General features: G+C 54.5%; 24 protein-coding genes. 10 read left to right on the top strand and 14 right to left on the bottom strand.

Annotated features, from left to right (window positions below):
• Positions 1–23: 23 nt before the first annotated feature.
• The 13 genes from LAO76_22690 to LAO76_22630 all read right to left on the bottom strand — a co-directional run bounded on the left by LAO76_22690 (position 24) and on the right by LAO76_22630 (position 11,675).
• Positions 24–551, bottom strand: a complete 528-nt coding sequence (locus tag LAO76_22690; GenBank protein ID MBZ5493737.1) for a nuclear transport factor 2 family protein — start codon at positions 549–551, stop codon at positions 24–26.
• A gap of 262 nt (positions 552–813) precedes the next feature.
• A complete protein-coding gene (locus LAO76_22685) occupies positions 814–1,773 on the bottom strand; it encodes an EXORDIUM family protein (GenBank protein ID MBZ5493736.1) in 960 nt (319 codons plus the stop codon).
• A 238-nt stretch (positions 1,774–2,011) separates the two neighbouring features.
• The gene (locus tag LAO76_22680) at positions 2,012–2,989 is read right to left on the bottom strand and encodes an EXORDIUM family protein (GenBank protein MBZ5493735.1); all 978 of its coding nucleotides are present in this window, start codon (positions 2,987–2,989) and stop codon (positions 2,012–2,014) included.
• A gap of 377 nt (positions 2,990–3,366) precedes the next feature.
• Positions 3,367–4,371: an EXORDIUM family protein gene (locus LAO76_22675; GenBank protein MBZ5493734.1), complete on the bottom strand. Its 1,005-nt coding sequence runs from the start codon at positions 4,369–4,371 to the stop codon at positions 3,367–3,369.
• A 395-nt stretch (positions 4,372–4,766) separates the two neighbouring features.
• Positions 4,767–5,363 carry a ubiquitin-conjugating enzyme E2 gene (locus LAO76_22670; GenBank protein ID MBZ5493733.1) on the bottom strand — a complete coding sequence of 199 codons (597 nt, stop codon included), beginning with the start codon at positions 5,361–5,363 and terminating at the stop codon, positions 4,767–4,769.
• 5 nt (positions 5,364–5,368) lie between these two features.
• The gene (locus LAO76_22665) at positions 5,369–5,761 is read right to left on the bottom strand and encodes a DUF2752 domain-containing protein (protein MBZ5493732.1); all 393 of its coding nucleotides are present in this window, start codon (positions 5,759–5,761) and stop codon (positions 5,369–5,371) included.
• Positions 5,758–6,486: a DUF4339 domain-containing protein gene (locus LAO76_22660; protein ID MBZ5493731.1), complete on the bottom strand. Its 729-nt coding sequence runs from the start codon at positions 6,484–6,486 to the stop codon at positions 5,758–5,760. The genes LAO76_22665 and LAO76_22660 overlap by 4 nt, the downstream gene beginning before the upstream one ends.
• A gap of 15 nt (positions 6,487–6,501) precedes the next feature.
• Positions 6,502–7,056 (bottom strand): NINE protein, encoded by a 555-nt coding sequence (locus LAO76_22655; GenBank protein ID MBZ5493730.1) that lies wholly within the window; start codon positions 7,054–7,056, stop codon positions 6,502–6,504.
• An 80-nt stretch (positions 7,057–7,136) separates the two neighbouring features.
• Entirely contained in the window at positions 7,137–8,201 is a 1,065-nt protein-coding gene (locus LAO76_22650; protein MBZ5493729.1) for an FHA domain-containing protein, read from the bottom strand.
• The gene (locus LAO76_22645; protein MBZ5493728.1) at positions 8,188–9,078 is read right to left on the bottom strand and encodes a Mov34/MPN/PAD-1 family protein; all 891 of its coding nucleotides are present in this window, start codon (positions 9,076–9,078) and stop codon (positions 8,188–8,190) included. Before LAO76_22645 ends, LAO76_22650 begins: the two co-directional genes overlap by 14 nt.
• Positions 9,078–10,289 (bottom strand): ThiF family adenylyltransferase, encoded by a 1,212-nt coding sequence (locus LAO76_22640; protein ID MBZ5493727.1) that lies wholly within the window; start codon positions 10,287–10,289, stop codon positions 9,078–9,080. Before LAO76_22640 ends, LAO76_22645 begins: the two co-directional genes overlap by 1 nt.
• Positions 10,286–10,561 (bottom strand): EsaB/YukD family protein, encoded by a 276-nt coding sequence (locus LAO76_22635; GenBank protein ID MBZ5493726.1) that lies wholly within the window; start codon positions 10,559–10,561, stop codon positions 10,286–10,288. Before LAO76_22635 ends, LAO76_22640 begins: the two co-directional genes overlap by 4 nt.
• 13 nt (positions 10,562–10,574) lie before the next feature.
• The gene (locus LAO76_22630) at positions 10,575–11,675 is read right to left on the bottom strand and encodes a serine protease (GenBank protein ID MBZ5493725.1); all 1,101 of its coding nucleotides are present in this window, start codon (positions 11,673–11,675) and stop codon (positions 10,575–10,577) included.
• A gap of 544 nt (positions 11,676–12,219) precedes the next feature.
• Here LAO76_22630 and LAO76_22625 point away from each other — a divergent pair.
• Positions 12,220–12,732, top strand: a complete 513-nt coding sequence (locus LAO76_22625) for an Lrp/AsnC family transcriptional regulator (protein ID MBZ5493724.1) — start codon at positions 12,220–12,222, stop codon at positions 12,730–12,732.
• Between the two features lie 181 nt (positions 12,733–12,913).
• Here LAO76_22625 and LAO76_22620 read toward each other — a convergent pair whose 3' ends face one another.
• Complete coding sequence (locus LAO76_22620) at positions 12,914–13,984, bottom strand: NADH:flavin oxidoreductase/NADH oxidase (protein MBZ5493723.1); 1,071 nt, start codon at positions 13,982–13,984, stop codon at positions 12,914–12,916.
• A 161-nt stretch (positions 13,985–14,145) separates the two neighbouring features.
• On the opposite strand from LAO76_22620, the gene LAO76_22615 reads away from it, so the two are divergent.
• From LAO76_22615 to LAO76_22575, 9 genes are all read left to right on the top strand, one after another.
• A complete protein-coding gene (locus LAO76_22615; protein ID MBZ5493722.1) occupies positions 14,146–14,427 on the top strand; it encodes a hypothetical protein in 282 nt (93 codons plus the stop codon).
• 537 nt (positions 14,428–14,964) lie between these two features.
• Positions 14,965–15,384, top strand: a complete 420-nt coding sequence (locus LAO76_22610) for a hypothetical protein (GenBank protein MBZ5493721.1) — start codon at positions 14,965–14,967, stop codon at positions 15,382–15,384.
• A gap of 144 nt (positions 15,385–15,528) precedes the next feature.
• Positions 15,529–15,981 carry a DCC1-like thiol-disulfide oxidoreductase family protein gene (locus LAO76_22605; GenBank protein ID MBZ5493720.1) on the top strand — a complete coding sequence of 151 codons (453 nt, stop codon included), beginning with the start codon at positions 15,529–15,531 and terminating at the stop codon, positions 15,979–15,981.
• Positions 15,978–16,661: a TetR/AcrR family transcriptional regulator gene (locus LAO76_22600; protein MBZ5493719.1), complete on the top strand. Its 684-nt coding sequence runs from the start codon at positions 15,978–15,980 to the stop codon at positions 16,659–16,661. The genes LAO76_22605 and LAO76_22600 overlap by 4 nt, the downstream gene beginning before the upstream one ends.
• A gap of 465 nt (positions 16,662–17,126) precedes the next feature.
• The gene (locus LAO76_22595; GenBank protein MBZ5493718.1) at positions 17,127–17,942 is read left to right on the top strand and encodes a tetratricopeptide repeat protein; all 816 of its coding nucleotides are present in this window, start codon (positions 17,127–17,129) and stop codon (positions 17,940–17,942) included.
• A gap of 326 nt (positions 17,943–18,268) precedes the next feature.
• Positions 18,269–18,814 (top strand): hypothetical protein, encoded by a 546-nt coding sequence (locus LAO76_22590; GenBank protein MBZ5493717.1) that lies wholly within the window; start codon positions 18,269–18,271, stop codon positions 18,812–18,814.
• A 9-nt stretch (positions 18,815–18,823) separates the two neighbouring features.
• On the top strand, positions 18,824–19,387 hold the full coding sequence (locus tag LAO76_22585; GenBank protein ID MBZ5493716.1) for a hypothetical protein: 564 nt from the start codon (positions 18,824–18,826) through the stop codon (positions 19,385–19,387).
• 67 nt (positions 19,388–19,454) lie between these two features.
• Entirely contained in the window at positions 19,455–19,988 is a 534-nt protein-coding gene (locus tag LAO76_22580) for a hypothetical protein (GenBank protein ID MBZ5493715.1), read from the top strand.
• Positions 19,989–20,108: 120 nt separating this feature from the next.
• The gene (locus LAO76_22575; protein MBZ5493714.1) at positions 20,109–20,609 is read left to right on the top strand and encodes a hypothetical protein; all 501 of its coding nucleotides are present in this window, start codon (positions 20,109–20,111) and stop codon (positions 20,607–20,609) included.
• Positions 20,610–20,642 lie beyond the last annotated feature (33 nt).

Below are 20,642 nucleotides of genomic sequence, written 5' to 3'. Positions count from 1 at the left end.
CTGCCGGTTCGATGTCTGTTGTCTTACTTCTTCCCTGTTGGCTTCACGTCGGCTTTGGGCATGTACGGGACAGAGCTTACTTTGGAAACATAGCGACTGGCCAGCTTCCAATTTTCTCCATCTTTCTTCCATACATCTACCACAAAAAATTCGCCGCTATCGGCCTTGCCCTTTGACACCGCCTGCTGGAGACGGTCAAATTTCACCACGACGGCATTGCCCAGATCAATGGCGGACATCTGGCGGACCACGAATGACTTGAGCGTGTAGTCCTTCGCCATCACTGAATCCAGCCAATCATCGCCGGGCATGGGGTCCGCGTCCGGCATCTCGATGTACAGATCGTCGGTCAACATGGCTTGCGCGGCAGCTTTATCTTTTTTCTGTACGGCCTGAAGCAGTTGATTTTCCAGCTTGGTGAATATTGAGACTTGTCTAGTTGCAGTGATGATGCGGGGACTAAGCGCAGGCTTCACCGGCTCCTGCGTGGCGGAAAAGATACTTGTGGCAATCAGCACTGACAACAAACTCACAAAAAAACGAGGCCGCATCTTGAGCAATCTCCCTTGTGTTGGCAATCAAGATCATTCTAATAAAGAAATGCTGCTTGCAAACCCGCGTTTGTATTCCATTCCTGTCCCCGGAACAGTGCCCATGGTCGGCGGAAGAAGGCCTGGAACATAGCAGTTGCGGTTCTGTTCCATTGGCGTCGATCCTGGTTATCCTAATTTTGTAGAAGGTGTTGAATCGCTATGTCCGTAAAAAAAGCCGTCCGGCGAACCGGACGGCTTCTGGTGGAATACAACAAAAGTTTTACTGGAACGTTCCACCCAGGGTCTGGTCGCAACCACCTCCCCGGCTATTCTCCCAGTTCATCTGAATCATCCAGTTCTTTCCCCCAAGGGTTTGATTGAACTTGGCTCCGTTTGAAGCGGTTTGAGTTGTGCCAAAGCGGAAGTTGCACTTGTCGGCGTTTTCATTTCCGGCCGAGTCAAACCAGGCATTCAGGTCGGGATCGGAAATGGCTTCTTCCGTCTCATGGCCAATCACGTTGGCCATACCATCAGCGCCTCCGCCACTTCCGGTGGTGCTGTTCGGCCCGGTGGACTGAATTTCGCAGCCTGATGGGCATTGGTCAACATTGCCGATGAAAGCCCATTTTATATCGGCGCCGTTAAGAGTCTGGTGAGTGTGGAATCCGCAGAACTGGGTGCAGAATCCGCTCTCTTTGACGTTCGACGAACTCAGGAAGAGGTACACGCCGTTAGGATCTGTAGGCAAACCGCCGCTGGTGAGCTGGGCGGAAATAGCCGCTGAGATTCTGCTGTTTCGCAGCCTTGTACCTTGTGATCCGGTATCAAAGACCTGCTTGACCAGGGTCATGGCGCCGCTGACATTGCCCGCATTGTCGCCATATGTGGAATTGATTTTCTCGTAGCCACTGTTGCTCAACCCTCCGATGAAGGTGTCAATCAGGCTCACGGTGGTCTGAGTGTTCGAGCCGGTACCGTTCCAGTTTCCGTACCAGATGATGTAAATAGGAACGGTGTTGTGCAGGACCGGTCCGCCGTTATAGTTCATGCCGTTGCCAGTAACCACGGCCTGTCCAGTTGGACCGGCAGGGACGGTAATGGCATGACCGTCACCTGTAGGGGCCATTTTCTCGCCCGGGCCAGCTTGCTGTTCTCGTACTTTTTGCGCCATCAGGAAACTGGCGGACAAGATCACACAAAGAAAAACCAGAAATCTTACCTTTCCAAGGGGAGCTACCATGCTGACCTCACTAGTAAGGGATTTGCGATCTGTTGGACGAACGAACAGAAGAAGCCGGAAATTATATGAATGGGCATTGGAAACCGCACTCCACGAGCCCATCAGCCGGTTGGCTGGTGTTTCAGAAGTGTACTCCCTTGGTTATGGAGCGGCAACTCAGCCAGGAATCATGGCGATCTCTGGCTCCGGAATAAAAAAGCCGTCCGGCGAACCGGACGGCCCTTCCGTAAAGATAGAACTAGCTGGTAAAGAATGCTCCGCCAAGAACCTGATCGCAACCGCCGCCGCGGCTGTTTTCCCATTCCATCTGGATCATCCAATTGTGGCCGCCAAAGGTCTGGTTGAACTTAGAGCCGTTGGGCGCAATTTGCGTAGGACCGAACTTGAAGTTGCACTTGTCCGCATCTTCATTACCGCTGGAATCAAACCAGGCATTGAGATCGGGATCAGTGATGGCTTCTTCTGTTTCGTGTGTCATCACATTGGCCATTCCGTCCGCGCCGCCTACGCCAGTTGCCGGGCTGTTGGGGCCGGTGGCCTGGATTTCGCAGCCGCTGGGGCACTGGTCAGTGTTGCCGATGAACGCCCACTTGATATCGGCGCCGTTGATCGTCTGATGGGTGTGGAAACCGCAGAACTGGGTGCAGAATCCGCTTTCCTTGACGTTCGAGGAGGTTGCAAAGATATAGATGCCGTTAGGATCGGTCGGCAGATGGCCAGCAGTTAACTGGGCGGAAATGGCCGCGGTGATGTTGCTGTTCCTGAGCCGTGTTCCCTGCGAGCCAGTGTCAGAGACCGCCTGGACGAAATTCAGATGGCCGCTCACGTTTCCAGTGGTATCGCCGTACGTGGTATTGATCGCCTCATAGTTGGAGCCGCCCAGAGACGTGCTCGAGAGGAACCCCTGGAGAAGGGTTTGAGTGGCTGCAGTGTTCGATCCTGTGCCGCTCCAGTTTCCGTACCAGATGATGTAGATCGGGACCGGACTGCCCTTCAGTACCGGGCCGCCGTTGTAGTTGATGCCGTTGCCTGTGACTACAGCCTGGCCAATAGGACCAGCCGCAACTGCGGCAGCAGTACCGTCACCATTTGGAACCATCCTGTCGCCGGAAGGAACTGATGGGTGAAGTACCGACTGCGCCATCACGAAGTTCGCGGCCAACAGGATGAAGAGAAGAGCTAACGCGTATCTAAATTTTCCAAGAGGAGCTTTCATTTGTGAATGACCTCGATGTCAAAGAGTTGCTGCGTCTGTTGAATATGAAATGAACAGAAGAAGCCGGAATAAATTATTCGGACGATTCTCATGAAATAAATTGAATTGACTGATACTGATTTCTGATTCGCGGCCCCCCGGAATCGAGCAGAACAGAATGTCCGGAATCGTACCACGAGATTCAGCTGAGCACAATCACAATTAAGCCGCTTTTATGCGCCAAATATGCGGCTTTCAAAGCATCGGCAGGCCGGCAATCCAGCCATGTTTTGTTTTCCCATTACAAGCAACTTCCCGCATAATTCGCCAGCAGTGGCGCTTTCTAAAGTGGAATAAGGGGCCGCCAGGAGCGGGCGGCCCACAAATTTAAGTTTGTTTTACAGGTGCTGCGCGCAAGCGCCGCCACCGGAATTTCTCCAGTTTTGTTGCAGCAGCCAGTCGTTGTTGCCAAAGGTCTGGTTGAACCTTGAGCCGGCAGCTTTTGCGGCAGCGCTGCAAATGCTGGTGGATGTACAGGTGGAAAGAGCGCCGAAATTGAAATTGCATTTGTCGGCGTTTTCCTGTCCGCTCGAATCAAACCAGGCGTTCAAGTCAGGATCGGAAATTGCCTCTTCCAATTCATGCGACATCACGTTTGCCATGCCGTCCGCGCCGCCAACGCCCGTTGCAGGGCTGTTGGGGCCGGTCGTCTGGGCTTCGCAGCCGCTGGGGCAACGATCAGGATTGCCGACGAACGAATATTTAATATCGACGCCGCCCAAGGAGGCGCGGGTATGAAAACCGCAGTATTGCGTGCAGAAGCCTGAGGTCTCATTAATGTTTGAAGAGGTTAGTACAAAATATACGCCATTGGAGTCGCGGGGCAAGGCTCCGCTGTTCAGCGCATTGCTGACTGTAGTCTGCAAGCTCGAATCGGTTAAATTCGTTGAACTGCTGACGATTGTGCTGCCGGCAAAGGAAACATTGCCGCTCACGTTGCCGGTGGTATCGCCATAGGTGGTGTTGACTTTTTCTATATTCGATCCGCCGATGCTGCCGAGAAAATGCTCGATCAGACTTCTGGTCGCAGCCGTATTCGATCCCGTGCCGCTCCAGTTGCCATACCAGATAATGTAAGCATGGACAGGATTGCCTTTCATGACCGGACCGTTGTGATAATTGATGCCATTGCCGGTCACCACGGCCTGACCAATGGGGCCGGGTTTAGCAGGCTCTATGGTTGTTGGAAGAACGTTGGGAACGTGGCCGGTGGGAGCCTTGTCGGCTGTCTGTCCCGGATTGTCAACATGCTGGTTGAGCTGCTGCGCGGCCATAAAGCTCACAGCCAAAATCAAAAAGAAAAAAATAGATACAACTTTAATTTTTCCCTGGGGAAACGTCATTTCTGTGACCTCATCTTTGTTGGGTTGTGCTGCGTCTGTCGAATCCAGATGAACAGAGGAAGCCGGTATGAAAAGGAGCAATTTTCGCCACACTGAAAGTCCAGCGTTATGATGATCGTTCGTCTTTCTGGCGGAGAGAACAAGCCAGGAAGTCGGCTAAGCGTGCTGGAGCTTAGCATCCGTAACATGAGGGCGGAGAATAAATCCCAAAAAATCCGGAATGCGGAAATGGGAAAGCGGCGCAAAAGAAAGATAGGATTTCTGTAACTTTTTCGGTTTTCAGTGAAAGTCACTCGGATTCAAGCCATGTGAAGGACTGCGGTAAACGGCACTTTGTCCTGGCGATAAAAGATCTCGCGCAATGGCTTGTCAGGCGGGGAAAATCATGCCTGCTGTTACGAAATCACGATTTTCTGTTCCCATGGGTCCTCACCATCAGGAACAGAAGCGGCAGCCTGAGGGATGGAAGCAGCGGCGGCTTGCGGCGACGCGGGTGTTGGCAAACCTGGTTCCACCATCGGCTGGTCGAGTGGCGGAGCGATAGGGCGAGGATCGACCGGCAACAAGCTTGAGTTCTGCGCGGCCCATTTTGCCGCCAGCCCATTTAATGGGCTCTTGGTGTTGTACTCCTGATACGAAATCATTCGGCCAATGCGAATAATAAGATCGTCCAGAGACTCTGAAGCGGCCCAGAAATCGCCGATGCAGACCGAACTGTCATCAAAATTTGGATGGAAGACCGGCGTGAGCATGCGGCATTGTGGCGCACGCCGCGGATATCCCAGAGAAAGATTTACTTCCAGCAAATGATCGTTGCGCTCCAGGATGGCGCCATCAGGGGCCACATATAAACCGCGCACCAGATACTGAAAGCGATACAGTTCCGGCGGCATTCCGGCGGTGCCCACAATGCGGATCAACGGCCATCCGGAGAAGCGCTTGAACAAAGAATCGTGATCGAGTTTTAGCCGGCGGATTCTGGGTGACAACATGAAGATCAACTCAAGAAAGAAAATGCGCCATTTCTGGCAACGGCGAAAAACAAAACAATGAGATACAAACAAACGGCTATCGGACGTGAAATTCGGAGATCAGGTGCATGGCCGCGAAATATCACCGAGGTATACCAGAAAATAAACCAAGTCAAAACCATCGGTATAAGTACGGTCACCAACGCGTTATATCGTATGGCCCCACTGAAGTCGAAATGGAGCAGATGATAGAGCGCCCTCGTGCCTCCGCATCCGGGGCACTGCAAACCAGTAAGAGCATAAAACAAACATCGAGGATAAAAAGAATGTTCAGTGGGAGGGAAGGTGTATAGCACACCGAACCCGGCCAACAGTCCTACGGCGGAAATATGCGCCCGAAATTTGGCATTCATTTTCATTGTGTCGGTAAATACCCCGTTTTCTTCCAGTTGGCGATACGTGTGAAATGGTACTGAAAGTAATACACCGCGAAAAAGAATGTCATCACTCCGCTCAGCCGCAGATTGATTGGTTCCGTAGTGTTGTAATAATTTTCAATCGAACTACGCATCTGAAAAATTCCGATCAGGTGCAACACGGCTCCTGCGAGAGCGATAAGAAGAAACGAGACGAGGGCCAATGTCGGGGGTTCCTGGCGATTGGCGCTCGCAGCCGTGAAGAAAACGATAAAAGCTACTATTGAAGTAACTATGCCGCCAATCAGGAAGGCCAGCGACTTGCCTTCCCGATCAAGCTTTTTCACAAAGCCGGCTTCGACGAATAGCCACACGATTTGAAAGAAACCACAAAAGAAAGAGATCAGCAGGACCAGCGCCCAATGAAAATCTGGCGGTACGGGACCTGTGGTCACCGCAGGCATAGCGCCTTGCGCACCGTAAGCATTGCCGCCACCCGCGTAAACGGTCCCTTCACCGTAAGCCGGTGTGCCAGCCGCGTACCCAGGCTGGATGGGTGCAGGAATGGGAATGTTGCCGATGACTTGCGATACGGGCGTCCACTCCGTCATGCCCTCGCTGCGCGTCAGGTCAGTTGGCAAAATGCTTCCCTGCGCGACGTAGCGCTGGAGATCGGCCAGAGTATAAGGGCCATACTCATTGAGTTCGCGCTGAATGTAATATTTCATTCTTCACCCAGTCACTCAGCTAAAACGCAGGCCGGTGCTGTCCTTTTCCACGATGCAGATTTCAATGATGGCCCATATCCACGAAACAATACCGAGATAACCAAGCGTCAAAACCGTAAGGCAGAGTTGTCCGACCGCGCGGCCGGTGTATCCGGCATAAAAATTGTGAACTCCAAGTCCGCCGAGAAAAATGCCAAGAACAATGTAGCTTGTCCGGCTCTTGTGTGTGGGGCCATAGGCCGGCGCAGCAGAAGAATTTACCGGCGCAGCATACGAGTATGCCGCAGGACTTGGCGTGGCGACTGGAGCCTGTGCGGGCGCTGTAGCGGACGCCTGCGATAAGCCGAGCGGCCCGCTGTAGCGCGATGGTTGATAGCCTTGTACCGGAGCCGGCTGCTGCATCACAGGGGCATATTGCTGCGCAACAGGAGCATACTGCTGGGTCGGTACCGAGACGGCGCTTAAATCGCTGAGCGCAACCTGCACCTTAGGTTCGTCGGCGGGGGCGCGCTTGCAGCCGAAGACGGTGCAGCCGCCATTTTCCTGGTAGCAATCTTCATGATGCGGCATACCGCAGGCGGTGCAGAAAATCCGCGGCGGAGAAGCCTCGTCAAACGGCATGCGGCAATAGGGGCAGACAGGCTCGGCCATTAATTCCTCTGCCTTTCGCGAAAGTGAAACGCATACCGCCCGATCTGGATAAGATCTCCGCTTTGCAATGCGCGATTGCGCGCTGGCGCTCCGGAAACAAATACCGGCGCATCAGAACGGATGAACGTCTGCGCGCCACGCAATTCGATGATGCCATGCTGAGGAAGAATGCTGGTGTCCTTGAAGAGATAAATGTCGGACGACTGGCTGCTGCCGATGGTGGTGATCGGCTTATAAAGGATGAATTGCTTACCCGCCAGCGGTCCCGAAGCCACATAAAGCCAGCGGTCTTTAAGGGCGCTTTCAACAATGCCGATGGCAACGCCCGTGGCAAGCCCGAGCAGCGCAAAGCCAACGCCGCGGCTCACTCCGCCGGTTTTAGTGGCAAAGCTGATGGGGTCGAAGACCATGCCGCCCAACGCAGCGCCAATCAGTCCGCCGAAAATTCCGTACTTCGTCTTGGTCATGGAGCGGTCCACCAAGCCGTAGATAATTCCTCCGGCAACGCCGAAAACGGCCCATGCGAGGCCGCGGACGATCCAGAAAGCGGGATTCTTTGCCGTCTGGACGCCTAGCGAAAAGAGAATCGCCGTACCGACGGCAAAAAATATGTTCGCAATCCAGTCAAAGATGAAACCGCCCACCAGTCCAAGCGCCAGGCCAAGCAAACCACGAACCATGGCTTTTTTTGCAGAGCGTTCAACGATGCTTTCCGCCACTCCAAGGCCCAGACAAGTAAACATGACGACTAAGGGGAGAATGACGATGTTTCCCCAGCGGATCCCGGCACGTGAATCAATGAAAAAAGGCTCACAGATGCCCCAGCCGGCAAGTGCGCCAAGCATCCCAGCAATGCCAAGATAGAACCACCCCTGTAAAAAGATGCTGCCTTTCTCTTCCGTTACCATTGCAGGACCATCGGCAGGGGCCGCGATGTTGCCATACTGTTTGGTTCCGGCTGCAACAGGCGCCATGTTTCCGGCGGGGGTGGCTGCCGGCATTTCTACGCTGGCCAGGTCTTCCAGCGTAATCTTTAGCGTCGGTTTGTCGTCAGTGCTTGCCATTGTTTCCTTTTGCCTCAGGAGCTTTCTGCCGCGGAGCTTGCTGTTGTGGCGATTGCTGAGGCTGGGTTTGCTGAGGTGAATCCTGCTGCGGAACTTGTGGGGCCGCCACTATTCCATTTCGCTCCGGATCCATTGTGAGCAGGATGCGGCACGCTTCAAGTGGGTGATTCATGATCTGCTGGTAAGAATCCAGCACGGGCGATACCTGCCAGTTCCGCAGCATGTACCCGGACACCAGTCCCAAAAGCATGATTGCCAGATAGCCCAGAACCCGCGTCGTCCACTTCATCCATGCCGGTTCCGCGGATCTTTGATCTTGATCGGTACGAACCATGGAGTCCAAAGACCCGCCATTATCGTCTTCTTCATATTCCCGGGCCGCTGTGCCGGTAATCTCAACATCCTGAGAGTAGCCCACGCGAATGGCGGAAAGCTTTTCAATGTTGCCGCCGATCCAGCCGAAGCAGCCTTCTTCGTCCGTGTGCGGATCGTAAACCCATGCCACCTGCTGAGGATTGGAAAAGAAATTCTGCTGGATAAACAGATCGTGCTCGGAGAGAAACACGCCGAAGCCAGGATGCGAATGATACCAACCGACAATCTTGTCGTCCGGATATTCCTTGTCCTTGATCTTATATATATGTTCCCAGGTGTCCTGGGTGAAGGTGACGTGAGCGCCGCCCTGCGCGGCATTGATGCCGGCGATGCAGGCTTCCACCGTCATGCGCTCATGCTCAGTATTGCCGATCAGCACGCCGCAAACCTCTGCCTTCATTGACGTACGGGCGTGCTGGCGGATTTTGCGCGCGACTTCCGCCTCCATCACCACTACAGGCTGGGTGGAGACCCTGACCTTGACTTTGGCCGGCTTAGGCATCAGCGTGCCGCTCCCATCGCGCTCTGTCCTAGCACCTGTTTTTCATCACCGCCGATCAAGTAGGCAATCTCGCGTTCGGGCGAACGGGCCGTAACCACGTCAAAGAGCGGAAGACCGAGCTGATCCAGAGTGCGGTTGCCGAAAGGTTCGTGGCCGGAATATCCGTGCGCGGTGATCACGGCGCGCATCTGGCCATCGGCGGCGCATTTGCCTTTTGCATAAGGTACGGTGCCCACAGCGGCAAACAATTCTTCTTCCGCGCCGCAGCCCGGACACGCAAGTTTGTGAATCACGTCGCGGCTGAACTCAAGCGCAACGTCTTTTGATCCAAGATCGAGCCGGGCGCGGTCAAGCATTTGGGCCAGAGAGAGATCGCGCGAAGTTTCCTGAAGCCGGATCACTTCAGAAAAGGTGTAATGGCTCATGCAATCACGGTTCTCAGTGTATTCAACCTTATAAGAGGTGTGGTTGAGACCTTCAAAAATGAAGCCCTTCCCTGCCAGAACCGGCAGCCCATGCAGCAACTTCACCGCTTCCTGCACCTGCAATCCGGCAATAATGGAAGAGATGGTGGGCGTGGTGGCGACTTTGCCTTCAGTATCGTTTTCCAATGCCAACAGATTGCATGACATGCGTTTGTTCAGGATGGCCCAATCCGTTTCACCGAGCGTGCATTCATAACAAGGCGGCTGTCCGGCTTTGAAAACGCGGGCCACGCCGTTGATGCCTTCAATAGCGCCGTCTATCCACGGCTTGTTCATCTTCCAGCAGGCACGATTGATCCATAGCCGCGCTTCACGGTTATCGAGTCCTGCAATCACAATGTCGGCCCAGGCGAACAGTCCCAGCCCAAGACCGTGGACCACGTTAGCGGTAATTGCGTGAACGCGGGCTTCAGGAAAAATATTTCTGACGGCATCGGCGGCAACATCAGCTTTGCGGCGGCCTACGTCTGACGCACGATAAAGAATGCTGCGGGAGAGATTGGAAGCTTCAATGGAATCGAGATCGACCACCACAATGTTGGCGAAGCCGAGCAGCGCCATGTTCTTAAGAATCTCATTGCCGAGCGCGCCCGCACCGATCACGAGCACGCGTGCCGAACGAAGCTTTTCCTGGTCCCACCAGCCGATGAGACGAAAGCGGCTGAACCTGTCTTCACCCGCGGAAGCCGTTCCGCCGCCGTTCAGCGATGCCACAGACTTGCTCATCGTGCTCCTGCGGTGATTTCCGGCTGCAGGCGAAGAATGTCGCCTTCTTTTACGGCAGCGTCAGAAAGGGTTTGCGAATCCTGTATCTGGCGGCCTGAATTTTTGTGATGGAACTTATAGCTGAGCGGAGCGCCGTCTGGGCCGTTTTGCGGCAACTGCAGCTTGTCCACCAGCACGGCGATGATGCGATTGGCCGGAGCGTCATCCGGCAGCTCCACCGGCACGCGCTTGTTTTCCGTTGAATCGTAAACAGTAACAGTTATGTTAGCCATGTTTGAGATTTTCCTATCGGGCAGCCGAGGTCATGGGCACTTTGCGCACTTTGGCCTGGTGAACAAAATCCGCGAGCAGGTTCCGTGGCGCGCTTCCGCCGGCCACAAAGTCCCAGTCAGATTCGTGCAGCAGAGCGTCCGTGCTCACCGCGAAGTTCAGGTTCTCGGCTTCCGGCTCCATGGAGCGCGCTACCTTGGAGGTAACGATGCCGAGCAGGTTGCCAAATTCGTCATAGACCGGGCCGCCGCTGTTGCCGGGGCTAATGGGCGCGGAAACCTGCAACACGTCATTGCCCGGCGTGCGCGAAACAATTCCGTTGCTCACGGAAAAATTCAGGCCTTCTGGATGGCCGATGACAAAAATCTTCTCGCCCATCTGCACGCTGCCGTAAGTCGCAACGGGCTGGGTGAATTCCGCATCGCCATAGTGGCGCTCCAGCCAGAGCAGGGCGACATCAAGATGTTTGTGGCGGCCAACCACCTGCGCTGAGGCCCAGCCGTTCATGCCCACGGAGACCATTACTTTCTGCGGACCTGTGCGGGTGCGCCAGTTTTCACCATCGGCCACGTGACGCGCTGTCGCCAGCAGGTAGCCATGCGAATCAGAATGCAGGATCATGGCCGCGCCCAGAAGGCCGGAAACTCCGGCGGTCGGCTGGAACCAGCGCTTGGCAGAAGGCGAAGCCAGAAGCACCAGAGGCTTCAACGTCGAACTTAACTCCACGCTGGACATTTCTTTTCCCGCAGGCAGTGACGGGAAATTGCCACGCTCGTCCAGATCAGAGAGAGACGAACTGATGGCATCTGGCACCGGAACGCTATCGAGTGAAATGGTAAAGACCGCCGCAACCGTGGACAAGATGCCGCTAATGATAAGCAACGTAAGAAGATACGAAGCCCATGTCTGCCGGATACGCGGCGCCTGGCCGCGCGTGGCGATGCGCATGATCAGAGCAGCAAGGCACAGCAGCGGCAACACGAGAACCAGCGGAACAAATAGCAGGCGCGTCCACAAAGGGACTGGGTTCGGCACTTTGGGGCGGACTTCCTGCGCACCCTGAATTGGAATCTGCGCCTTAGCAACTTCTTGGTTAGTGATGACTATAGGATCCATGGAAAAATAACTAGCTCACGCCTGGGGGAGTGAATGCGGCGAGCGGTATCAAATCAATTGAGTAGATCATTTTTATATTGGTTATAGGCCCAAAGCAAGGAAAACCATCTCGGCATCGGTACATTAGTGTACATCGGCGGGTGCATACAGCGATTCAGCGGAATGCCTTAACAACCACGCCCTTCCATAGCTAGAAGGGGCTGCGCTGAGCATTCCAATACTTAGGAAAGCAGCCAAGCTTCCGCGACTTCAGAAAACCGGGACGCAGGATTTTGGAATGTGCTTTCGCAAAGGGGCGACGTTTCAGTTCATTCAGGAGGTTTCTACTCGGGCGAAGCTGAAGTTAAGAGCGCTGACGCCGGGGAATGGCGGATCTCCAGCCAAACAACTTTTTATTAGGCAGAAATTGCATTTTCGTGTTAAATAAAAGGCCATCGAAACAAGATTAGAAATCACTAATCTTTCGATGAACCGGATCCTATTTGCTCAATTCCCAAAATAAGGCCAAAAAAAAGAAAATCTGTCTTATAATGTCAGGCAAAACATGGAAACAAATTTAAGAACAGACAAGTTGCTTGACCAGATTGGCTGGAAGCTGCTGCAAGAACTGCAAATCAACGGGCGGCTCTCTTACGCTGAACTGGGACGGCGGGTTGGTCTCACAACGCCGGCCGTGGTGGAGCGCGTAAAGCGCATGGAAGAAGCAGGAATCATTGTCGGCTATCACGCCGATGTTGATCCAATGAAAGTCGGAATGCCAATCACGGCTTTCATACGCATGTCTGTTGTGGGCGATGTTTTTACGCGGATCACGGCGGTGGTGAAGAATTCGCCGGAAGTAGTGGAATGCCATCGCGGCACGGGAGCGGATTCTTTCATTATGAAAGTCCATGTGCGTTCGGTAGAGCACCTGGAATCGCTCATAGACAGGCTGACGCCATTTGGCACAACGTCGACTTCCATAGTTTTGTCGTCGCCGGTGGAAAAGCGCGCCATTGATCGCATGGAAGAAACGCATCCCGCCGCTCAGACTGCGCAGGCATCGCCGCGAAAATAGCGAACACCTTACCACTGATGAACACGCATAACGCTGATTTGGATTGATCAGTGCGGATGACTGTTTGCGATTCCGCCATCTTTGAATCTCGCCCGACTTTTATCCGCCCACGTACGCAACCCTAATCAATTGGAAATCCGTGCAGATCAGTATTCATCCGTGGTAAGGGTTTTTGTCGATTTCATTTCTTTTTGGCGCGGTCATACTGTAAAGGCCATTGGATCTCCTGCCCCAGAGCGTGTGCCGCCAGAAGCGGCCAGTAGGGATCGCGCAGGAACTGACGCGCCATGATTACCACGTCCGCCTGGCCGGAGCGGATGATCTGATCGGCCTGGGCCGGATCGGTGATCATGCCAACGGCGCCGGTTGGAATTCCGGCTTCACGGCGGATCTTTTCAGCGAATGCCGCCTGATAACCAGGTCCTACGGGGATTTTTGCCTGGGCCACGTTGCCGCCGGAGGAGCAATCGATCAAGTCAACGCCGAGCGGCTTAAGGGTCTTTGCCAGCTCAACCGATTCTTCGGGCGTCCAGCCGCCCTCGGTCCAGTCCGTGGCAGAGATGCGCACCCATAGAGGATATTGTTCCGGCCAGACTTTTCTTACGGCTGTAACTACTTCACAGACGATCCGAATGCGATTGGCGAACGAGCCACCATATTGGTCAGTACGCTGGTTGCTCAATGGCGAGAGAAACGAATGCAGCAAGTATCCGTGCGCGGAGTGTAATTCGATCAGCTTTGCGCCTGCGGCAAGAGCGCGTCGGGCGGCGGCGGCAAAAGCTTCAATGATCGACGCAATCTCTGCCATCGTGAGAGCTTGCGGAACCTGGTATCCGTCGGCAAAAGCTAACGCGCTGGGCGCGAAAATGGGCGTCCAGCCTCCCTCGGACGGAGTGATCGGCTTGCCGCCGTTCCATGGCTGGTTGGTGCTTGCCTTTCTGCCGGCGTGAGCCAGTTGGATACCCGGAACGGAGCCCTGGTCGGCAATAAAGGAAAACACTCTGCGCAGCGGCTCAATGTGCGCGTCCGACCAGATTCCGAGGTCCTGCGGGCTGATACGGCTGTCGGCGGTGATGGCCGTAGCTTCCGCAATTACGGCGGCGGCTCGTCCCACGGCTCGGCTGCCTAAGTGGACGAAGTGCCAGTCGTTGGCCAGGCCGTCCGTGCAGGAATACTGGCACATGGGTGAGACCACAATGCGGTTGGCAAATTCCACGCCGCGCAGGTTAAGCAGATCAAATAAATGGGCCATGAGTGAATCGTTTATTGTAATTGCACAGGCGGTAACGGGGCTTTGCAAACCGTTTCATACAGGTGCAGCCGCGTGGTCTTTACAAGCGTGGGGCTTTAAAACAGTGGTTCTAGGAAGTTTTGCTTGTTGTATTTTTGCGGGACTTGAGTCAAATTTGGCGCATGGCTCAGAAACGTTTTCAGGATGAATGGGGCACAGGCGCGCGTGAAGGCTATGAAGATCGCGGGGCTTTCCGTCCGCCGCGCGCTCCACAGAAGGAACCCGGCAGCCCGATTCTACGAATTCTTGGCGCAATCGCCATCGTGGGCGGTATTTGCTGGGGAACATATCTGGTGACAGTAAACGGTAACTCAGCAGCCGCGTTGCAGCAGAACCACGGGCCAATTGCCATCGTCGGCCTGGGAGTAGTCGCTTCAGTGCTGGGTAAGTATTTGAAGGGATAGCCAATCACCAGGCCGCACTATCTTTATCTGATCGCTCTCTAATTTCATCCCTGCCACCGCTCCGGATCGCAACCGAACCTATATCGGTTTGCTTTCACGTGATCGATCATCTGAAGCTTCACCGGGCGATCAATCTTCTACCTTCACGAGACGCCACCCTGAGCCGAGCCGGCATTGCTCCTGTTTGCCTTCGATGCTTAGAGTGCAAAGGCGAAGGGTCTGCTCCGCTGCTCTTCAGGGCAGCCGATCATCAAAGCAAGTCTTGGGATAGCCCTACGGTGCAGCGGAGCCGATCCTTCGGTTCGCGAAAACCTTGTCGAAAACTTTGCAGTTCGCGTGGCTCACCTCAGGATAGCGCGTCGCGGGGTGAGATGGATCGCTGACCACGACGTGTGTAGTGGGATACAGCAACTCAGAAAGCGCTCTAACCAATTGTTTTCAGTAACATGAACATGTTCAAAATTTCTCTTGACGGCGCCTCACATCAGGGCTACGCTGTATTTGAACACGTTCAAATACATTCGGAGGAGCAGAGATATGTACAACAACGATACGACCATCGTGGTGAGTTATCTGGTTTACCTTTTGATCAGCGTCGCCCTGACCGTCTGGGTGGCACGCACACTGCATAAGCGAGGCGCCATTTTCCTGGTGGATGCATTCCAGGGCAATGCTGAGCTGGCTGCATCCGTGAACCACCTGCTGGTGGTGGGCTTCTACCTGATCAATATCGGATTTGTAACGCTTGCCCTGAAGAGCAATGCCACGGTCACCAGCTCGCGCGCCGCCATTGAGATGTTGAGCGATAAGCTCGGCTTTATCCTGCTGGTCCTGGGCGGAATGCACTTCTTCAACCTGTTTGTGTTTTCCCGCATACGCGCGCATGGACAGCACAATGGCCCGCGGCGTCCTCCGGTGGCGCCGGACGCAGTGCTTAAAGTGGCGGTGCCGCGGTAGTAAGTGGTTCAGTTTAAAAACTGAACCACTTCTGGTATCAGCGTCTAGCGATTCGCTCGCGAATCGCGGGCCTTTAGGCAGACGTCATCGCGAAGCGATGAATCACTGAACAGTCCGTACGACTACCGAAACGCGAGGTGAGTGATGGAAAAGCTCTACGTACTATATGATCCGAAATGCGAACTGTGCGAGCGGCTGAAAGACTGGCTGCTGGTGCAGCGTACATGGCTGGGACTGTGCATGGTCCCGGCTGGCTCTGAAAAAGCCCGCGCGATGTTTCCTGAACTGGAGAAGATAGCGTCAGGCAACGACTTGGCGGTGATCAGCGATTCAGGCGAGGTTTACCTGAATAATTCCGCGTGGATCATGGCGCTGTATGCGCTGGAGGACTATCGCGAGTGGGCTTGCCGGCTGGCGCATCCGATGATTGCGCCATTTGCGCGGCAGGCCTTTGAGATGATTTCCAAAAACCGCCACGCTATTTCCCGCTGGCTGAGCAATGATCGGCCAGAGGAGGAGATAGCGGGCGAACTTAAAAAAGTTCCGCTGACGCCGTGTGCCGTGCCAGATGGAACAGTATCGGATTATCTAAGATGAATGTGCCCGCCATGAAAACACGACCTACGCCGCGCGCGGAAGACACTCGCCGGCGGATTTATGAAGCCGCGATGGACCTTTTCCGCGAAAAAGGTTTTGAACAGACCACCATGCGTGACATCGCGGCCAAAGCCGGAGTGGCGCTGGGTGGCGCTTATTATTACTTCTCGTCCAAGGAAGCCATTGTGCTGGCTTTTTATCAGGAGATGCAGGAAGGCAGCCATGAGGAAATCCTGCAGGCCCTTGCCGGGGAGAAGAAATTGAAAGAGCGGCTCCGCCGCGTGATGGAGAAACGCTTTGAGCTGCTGGCCCCGAATCGCAAGTTTTGCGATGCGCTTTTCCGCCACGCGCCGGACAGCCAGGACCCGCTCTCACCTTTCAGCAATGAGACGGAGCCGATCCGGCAACGCGCCATTGAGCACCTGCGAATTGCGCTGGAGGGCAGCGAGGTAAAGGTCCCCGCCGACCTGAAGCCGCAACTTCCCTACTTGCTGTGGCTCTACCAGATGGGGCTGATCCTGTTCTGGCTGTATGACCGTTCAGAAAGCCAGCAACGCACGCAAAAACTCATGGAAAAGAGTTTGGGACTGCTGGTGACTTTGCTGCGGCTCTCCGGGTTGCCGCTGATGAAGCCGGTGCGAAAGACGGTTCTGGAGCTGGTGGAAACAATTGCGCCGTAAGAGTGGCCGCATTAAGGAACTCCGAGGGAAAAAATTATGAGCTCGATCTACTTCATAATCTGGTTATCGCTGATAGGCACACCGCTATCTGCTGGTTTGGCCTGGTGGCTTTGGTCACGCAGGAACCGTTCGCTGGCCAACGGTTGGCGCAGAGGCTTCGCGATGACTGGGCTTGTGGCCGCCTCCGCGAACGCAGCTATGTACTACGTTTGGCTTTCATGCCGAGTCGTCGCTGGGGGAACCCCGCTCATTTGGAGATCCAAAGACATTCTAGGAGATTTTGCAGGCTATCTGGTTTTGCTGGCCCTGGCTGGAGCGATCGCTGGAAAGGGCGCGGCACGAACTCCGATTGTCGTATGCGCCCTGCTGGGCTTCATGAATTGGGTCCCAATTGCGATTCTTTGAAACACAAGTGTTTCCCCGATTGGAAGCGGCAGCAGTTAAGCTAGGATTGAAACACGGCCTATGATTTACAGATTTTTCTTTACATGTGGTTTGCTGGTCTGCCTGGCCATCGCGGGCGTGGCACAGGACGAAGCGAAAGCTGCCGCCCGCAACGAAGTAGATGAAGGCGTGCAGGCATTTCGGCAGGCGCACTACGAAGATGCGATCGCGCACTTTGAGCAGGCGGTAGCGAATGATCCGGACCTTGCAGTGGCGAGGATGTATCTGGCAGCAACCTATTTACAGGTGTTTCAGCCCGGAGTGGATACCCCGGAAAATGTTGTCCTGGCGACAAAGGCGCTGGAACAGTATTCCGAAATATTGCGCAGCAATCCTTCTGACGTTGAGTCCCTTAAAGGCGTGGCCTACCTGAAACTGCAGTTGAACCTCTTTGACGAAGCAAGAGAAACCTATGCCAAGGCCATCGCGCTGAATCCCGCTGATCCTGACTTGTTATATGCGGCGGCAGTGGCGAACTGGTCAATGGCCAACAGCGAGATTACGGCGGAAAAGGCAAAACTGGACGCTGAATCAGACTATTCGCTGATATTGTCCGACTACTGCCCGGATGTGCGGACGAAAGCGCTGGCCGTGGTGGATATCGGAATATCGATGCTGAACAAGGCCATTTCCCTACGCAAAGATTACCTCGATGCCATGACGTATATGAACCAGTTCTATCGTTTGCGCGCGGACCTGGAGTGCGGAAGCAAAAAGAACTTCAAAGCGGACATCAAGCAATCCGATGAATGGGCCGCCCGGGCAGCCGAGGTAAGAAAAAAGAAAGCTGAAGCGGCGGAAAAAGAAGATCAAGAAAAAGCCCCGGATAAACACTGACTGTAACCACCCCAAACCACCGCTCCCATTACTATTCCGGCACATTGTAAGGAAACACCTTATTTACATCTGCTGAAGCCGGGATACGATTGCCACAAGCTCAGGAAAATTGCCCAAACGCACGTGTTTTTGCCCGGTTCCCGATGGTGACTGAAGTACCGTTTGCCAATTTTCGGGTTCCGCTTACACTTCTGCCAACACGAAAGACCAATGTACCCAGGCAGGAGGTCGAATGTACTTCCGGTAAAGACCCTCCTGCCAGAACGCTTCGACTGACTAACGTTTTTGACTAACTGACGATGAGCTGCAACTTCAAATTCGGCGGAATGAAAGCCCTGCTCATGATGGGCGGCCTGCTATGCCTGCTAGCTTCAAGTGCGGCGGCGCAAACCAGCTCCGGACAGCTCACCATTACCATGAGCGTGCAATCGTCAATCACTCTGGTTTTCCAAAATAATCCGTCTGTAGGAACAACGGGCTTCTGTCCACTGACCAATGCAGGAACGAACAATGTTGGCCTGGATCTGGGTACGGCAGCTTTCCCGGGAAATTTTCATACGTCGGCCTGCGTGAATTACACGCATTTGACCGCCGCGGATTATCAGGTGAGCAGCGCGTTTGACGTGATCGTGACCAAGGCAAATTCCAGCAGCCCGAATTACCGGCTGGCGGCGGAGATTTCCACGCCTCCGCCGGCGAACGTGAAGTGGCTGCTGAATAACGTGACGTTGACTAATACAGGATTTACCGCGCTCGATGCCGCCGACGCCTTTGGCGCACGGATCACCAAGACTTTGCAGGTGCAGGTAAAGAACACGGTGGCGGCGCAGGTATTGCAGGAAACAATTACGTTTCTGGCTACGGCGAACTAGGTTTTGACCATGCTAAAGAAATACATTTCGATCATGCGCGGCGCGGCTCTGGCGGCCCTGCTGATGTGCGGCGCTTCACTGGCGGCGCAGACAACGGCCACAGGCGTGATCAATGGCACGCTGGTCAACAAGAATGGCATCTCGATCCAGTTTGATACTGATCCGGCGGGCGTTACGCTGGGCGCGGCCGGCACCAGTGCCGCCACAGCGAACTTCGGCACAGTCTCAGCGTTTGGTCCGCTTGCCGCGGGCGTAACCCGGCCCAGCGTTACAGCAGCGAACTTTACCGTACGGACGATTTTTGATGTTCAGGTGATCCAGGGCGGCTTGACCAGCACCACATATACACTCACGGCGAACCTTGCCGCAGCCGCGCCCACCGGGCTCAATTACAAAGTGGATGCCATCACGCTGACAACGGCATTGCAGACGATCCAGGTGAATGGCGCTTACAACACTGACATCGCGCACAACCTGGATTTGGTGATTTTGACTGCAGCGCCGGGAGCAGGCGGTCCGGCGGTGAATACGCCGATTACGACGACGATTAATTTTACGGCTACAGCTAACTGAGTTTTTCACAGTATGACTTTTTTGAAGTAACGAACTTTTTGAATTCGAAATGAGGAGAGGAACGACAATGAAAAAAGTAACGCTCTTAACCATCTTTGCGGCGCTGATGATGATTTCTTCAGCGGCCGTTGCACAAACAACCGCCAGTGGCACACTCACTGTGACTGCCACTGTAACGGGCAGCATCAACCTGGTTTTCAACTCTGACGCTTCAGGCCTGGCCCTTTCCAGCGGCGCGGGAACAAACGCCGCGACCCTGGCATTTGGCAACGTGTCAGCCTTTGGCGCAATTTCAGCAGGCATCGTCCGCAGCACCACAGCGACCAACTTCACCGTAAGCTCCGCGGTTGACGTGCTGGTAACAAAAACCAATTCCACCAGCGCGAACTATAGCCTGACGGCGCAACTGGGTTCGGCTGACGCAGTTAACACCTGGACGGTTGGCGGAATCGGAGTAACGAATGCTGCCGCCGCCCCAATCACCGCGACCGGCACTTATGGCTCGAACAGCAATTTCCCGGTGGCCATCACTGTACCTTTCACCACGGCCAGCGGAACCCTAATCAGCAACACCATTAATTACGTTGCAACCGCCAATTAAGGGTTTAATGGGATTTGCTGTGCGGAAAGACTGGGATAGACAGATGGATTAGAGCTGGGCGGGAGGTGCGAAATCGGGCTGCGTTATGTCCTGCCGTTATTGCTGTTCGGTTCCTCCCTCATGACCGACGGGTGGGCACAACACAAGAGCACGGTTAAACGCACCTCCAGCGCCGTTTCCATGAAGTCTGCAAGTGAAGGGGCAATCTCAGTGAGTTTTGTAAGCGCGCCGGATGGCGCCGCCTTGACCGGCGGGACCTCCGGCCAGCGCAATTTAAATCTGGGCACAGTCTCACTTGCCAGCGGCGCCCAGACCGCCAACGTCCAGATGCAGAAATTGCCTGGACGCTTTGTTGTTTCTACGCGGTTCGGCATCAGTATCCAGGCCGGATCACAAACCGCAACCACCGCGGCCGTGCTGGCCGCGCTTACTATCCCCGATCCGGCATACACATTCCGGCTTGACGGGATCACGCTGCAAACCGTTCCCCAATTGCTGCAGGGCCAGGCAAGAATGGGGACCACCATGATGCATCGCCTGGAGATCGAAGTGCCCACATCTCTGACCGAGAAGAATTCTCAACTGAACAATGCAATTATTTTCCAGGTCATTCCGAATTAGATTTTCTCGAACTTCTATGTCACAGATATCACG

Source organism: Terriglobia bacterium (assembly GCA_020072645.1).
Lineage (GTDB): Bacteria > Acidobacteriota > Terriglobia > Terriglobales > Acidobacteriaceae > Angelobacter.
The sequence above is the reverse complement of the archived record's forward strand: the minus strand, read 5'-3'. Positions and strand labels throughout refer to the sequence as shown.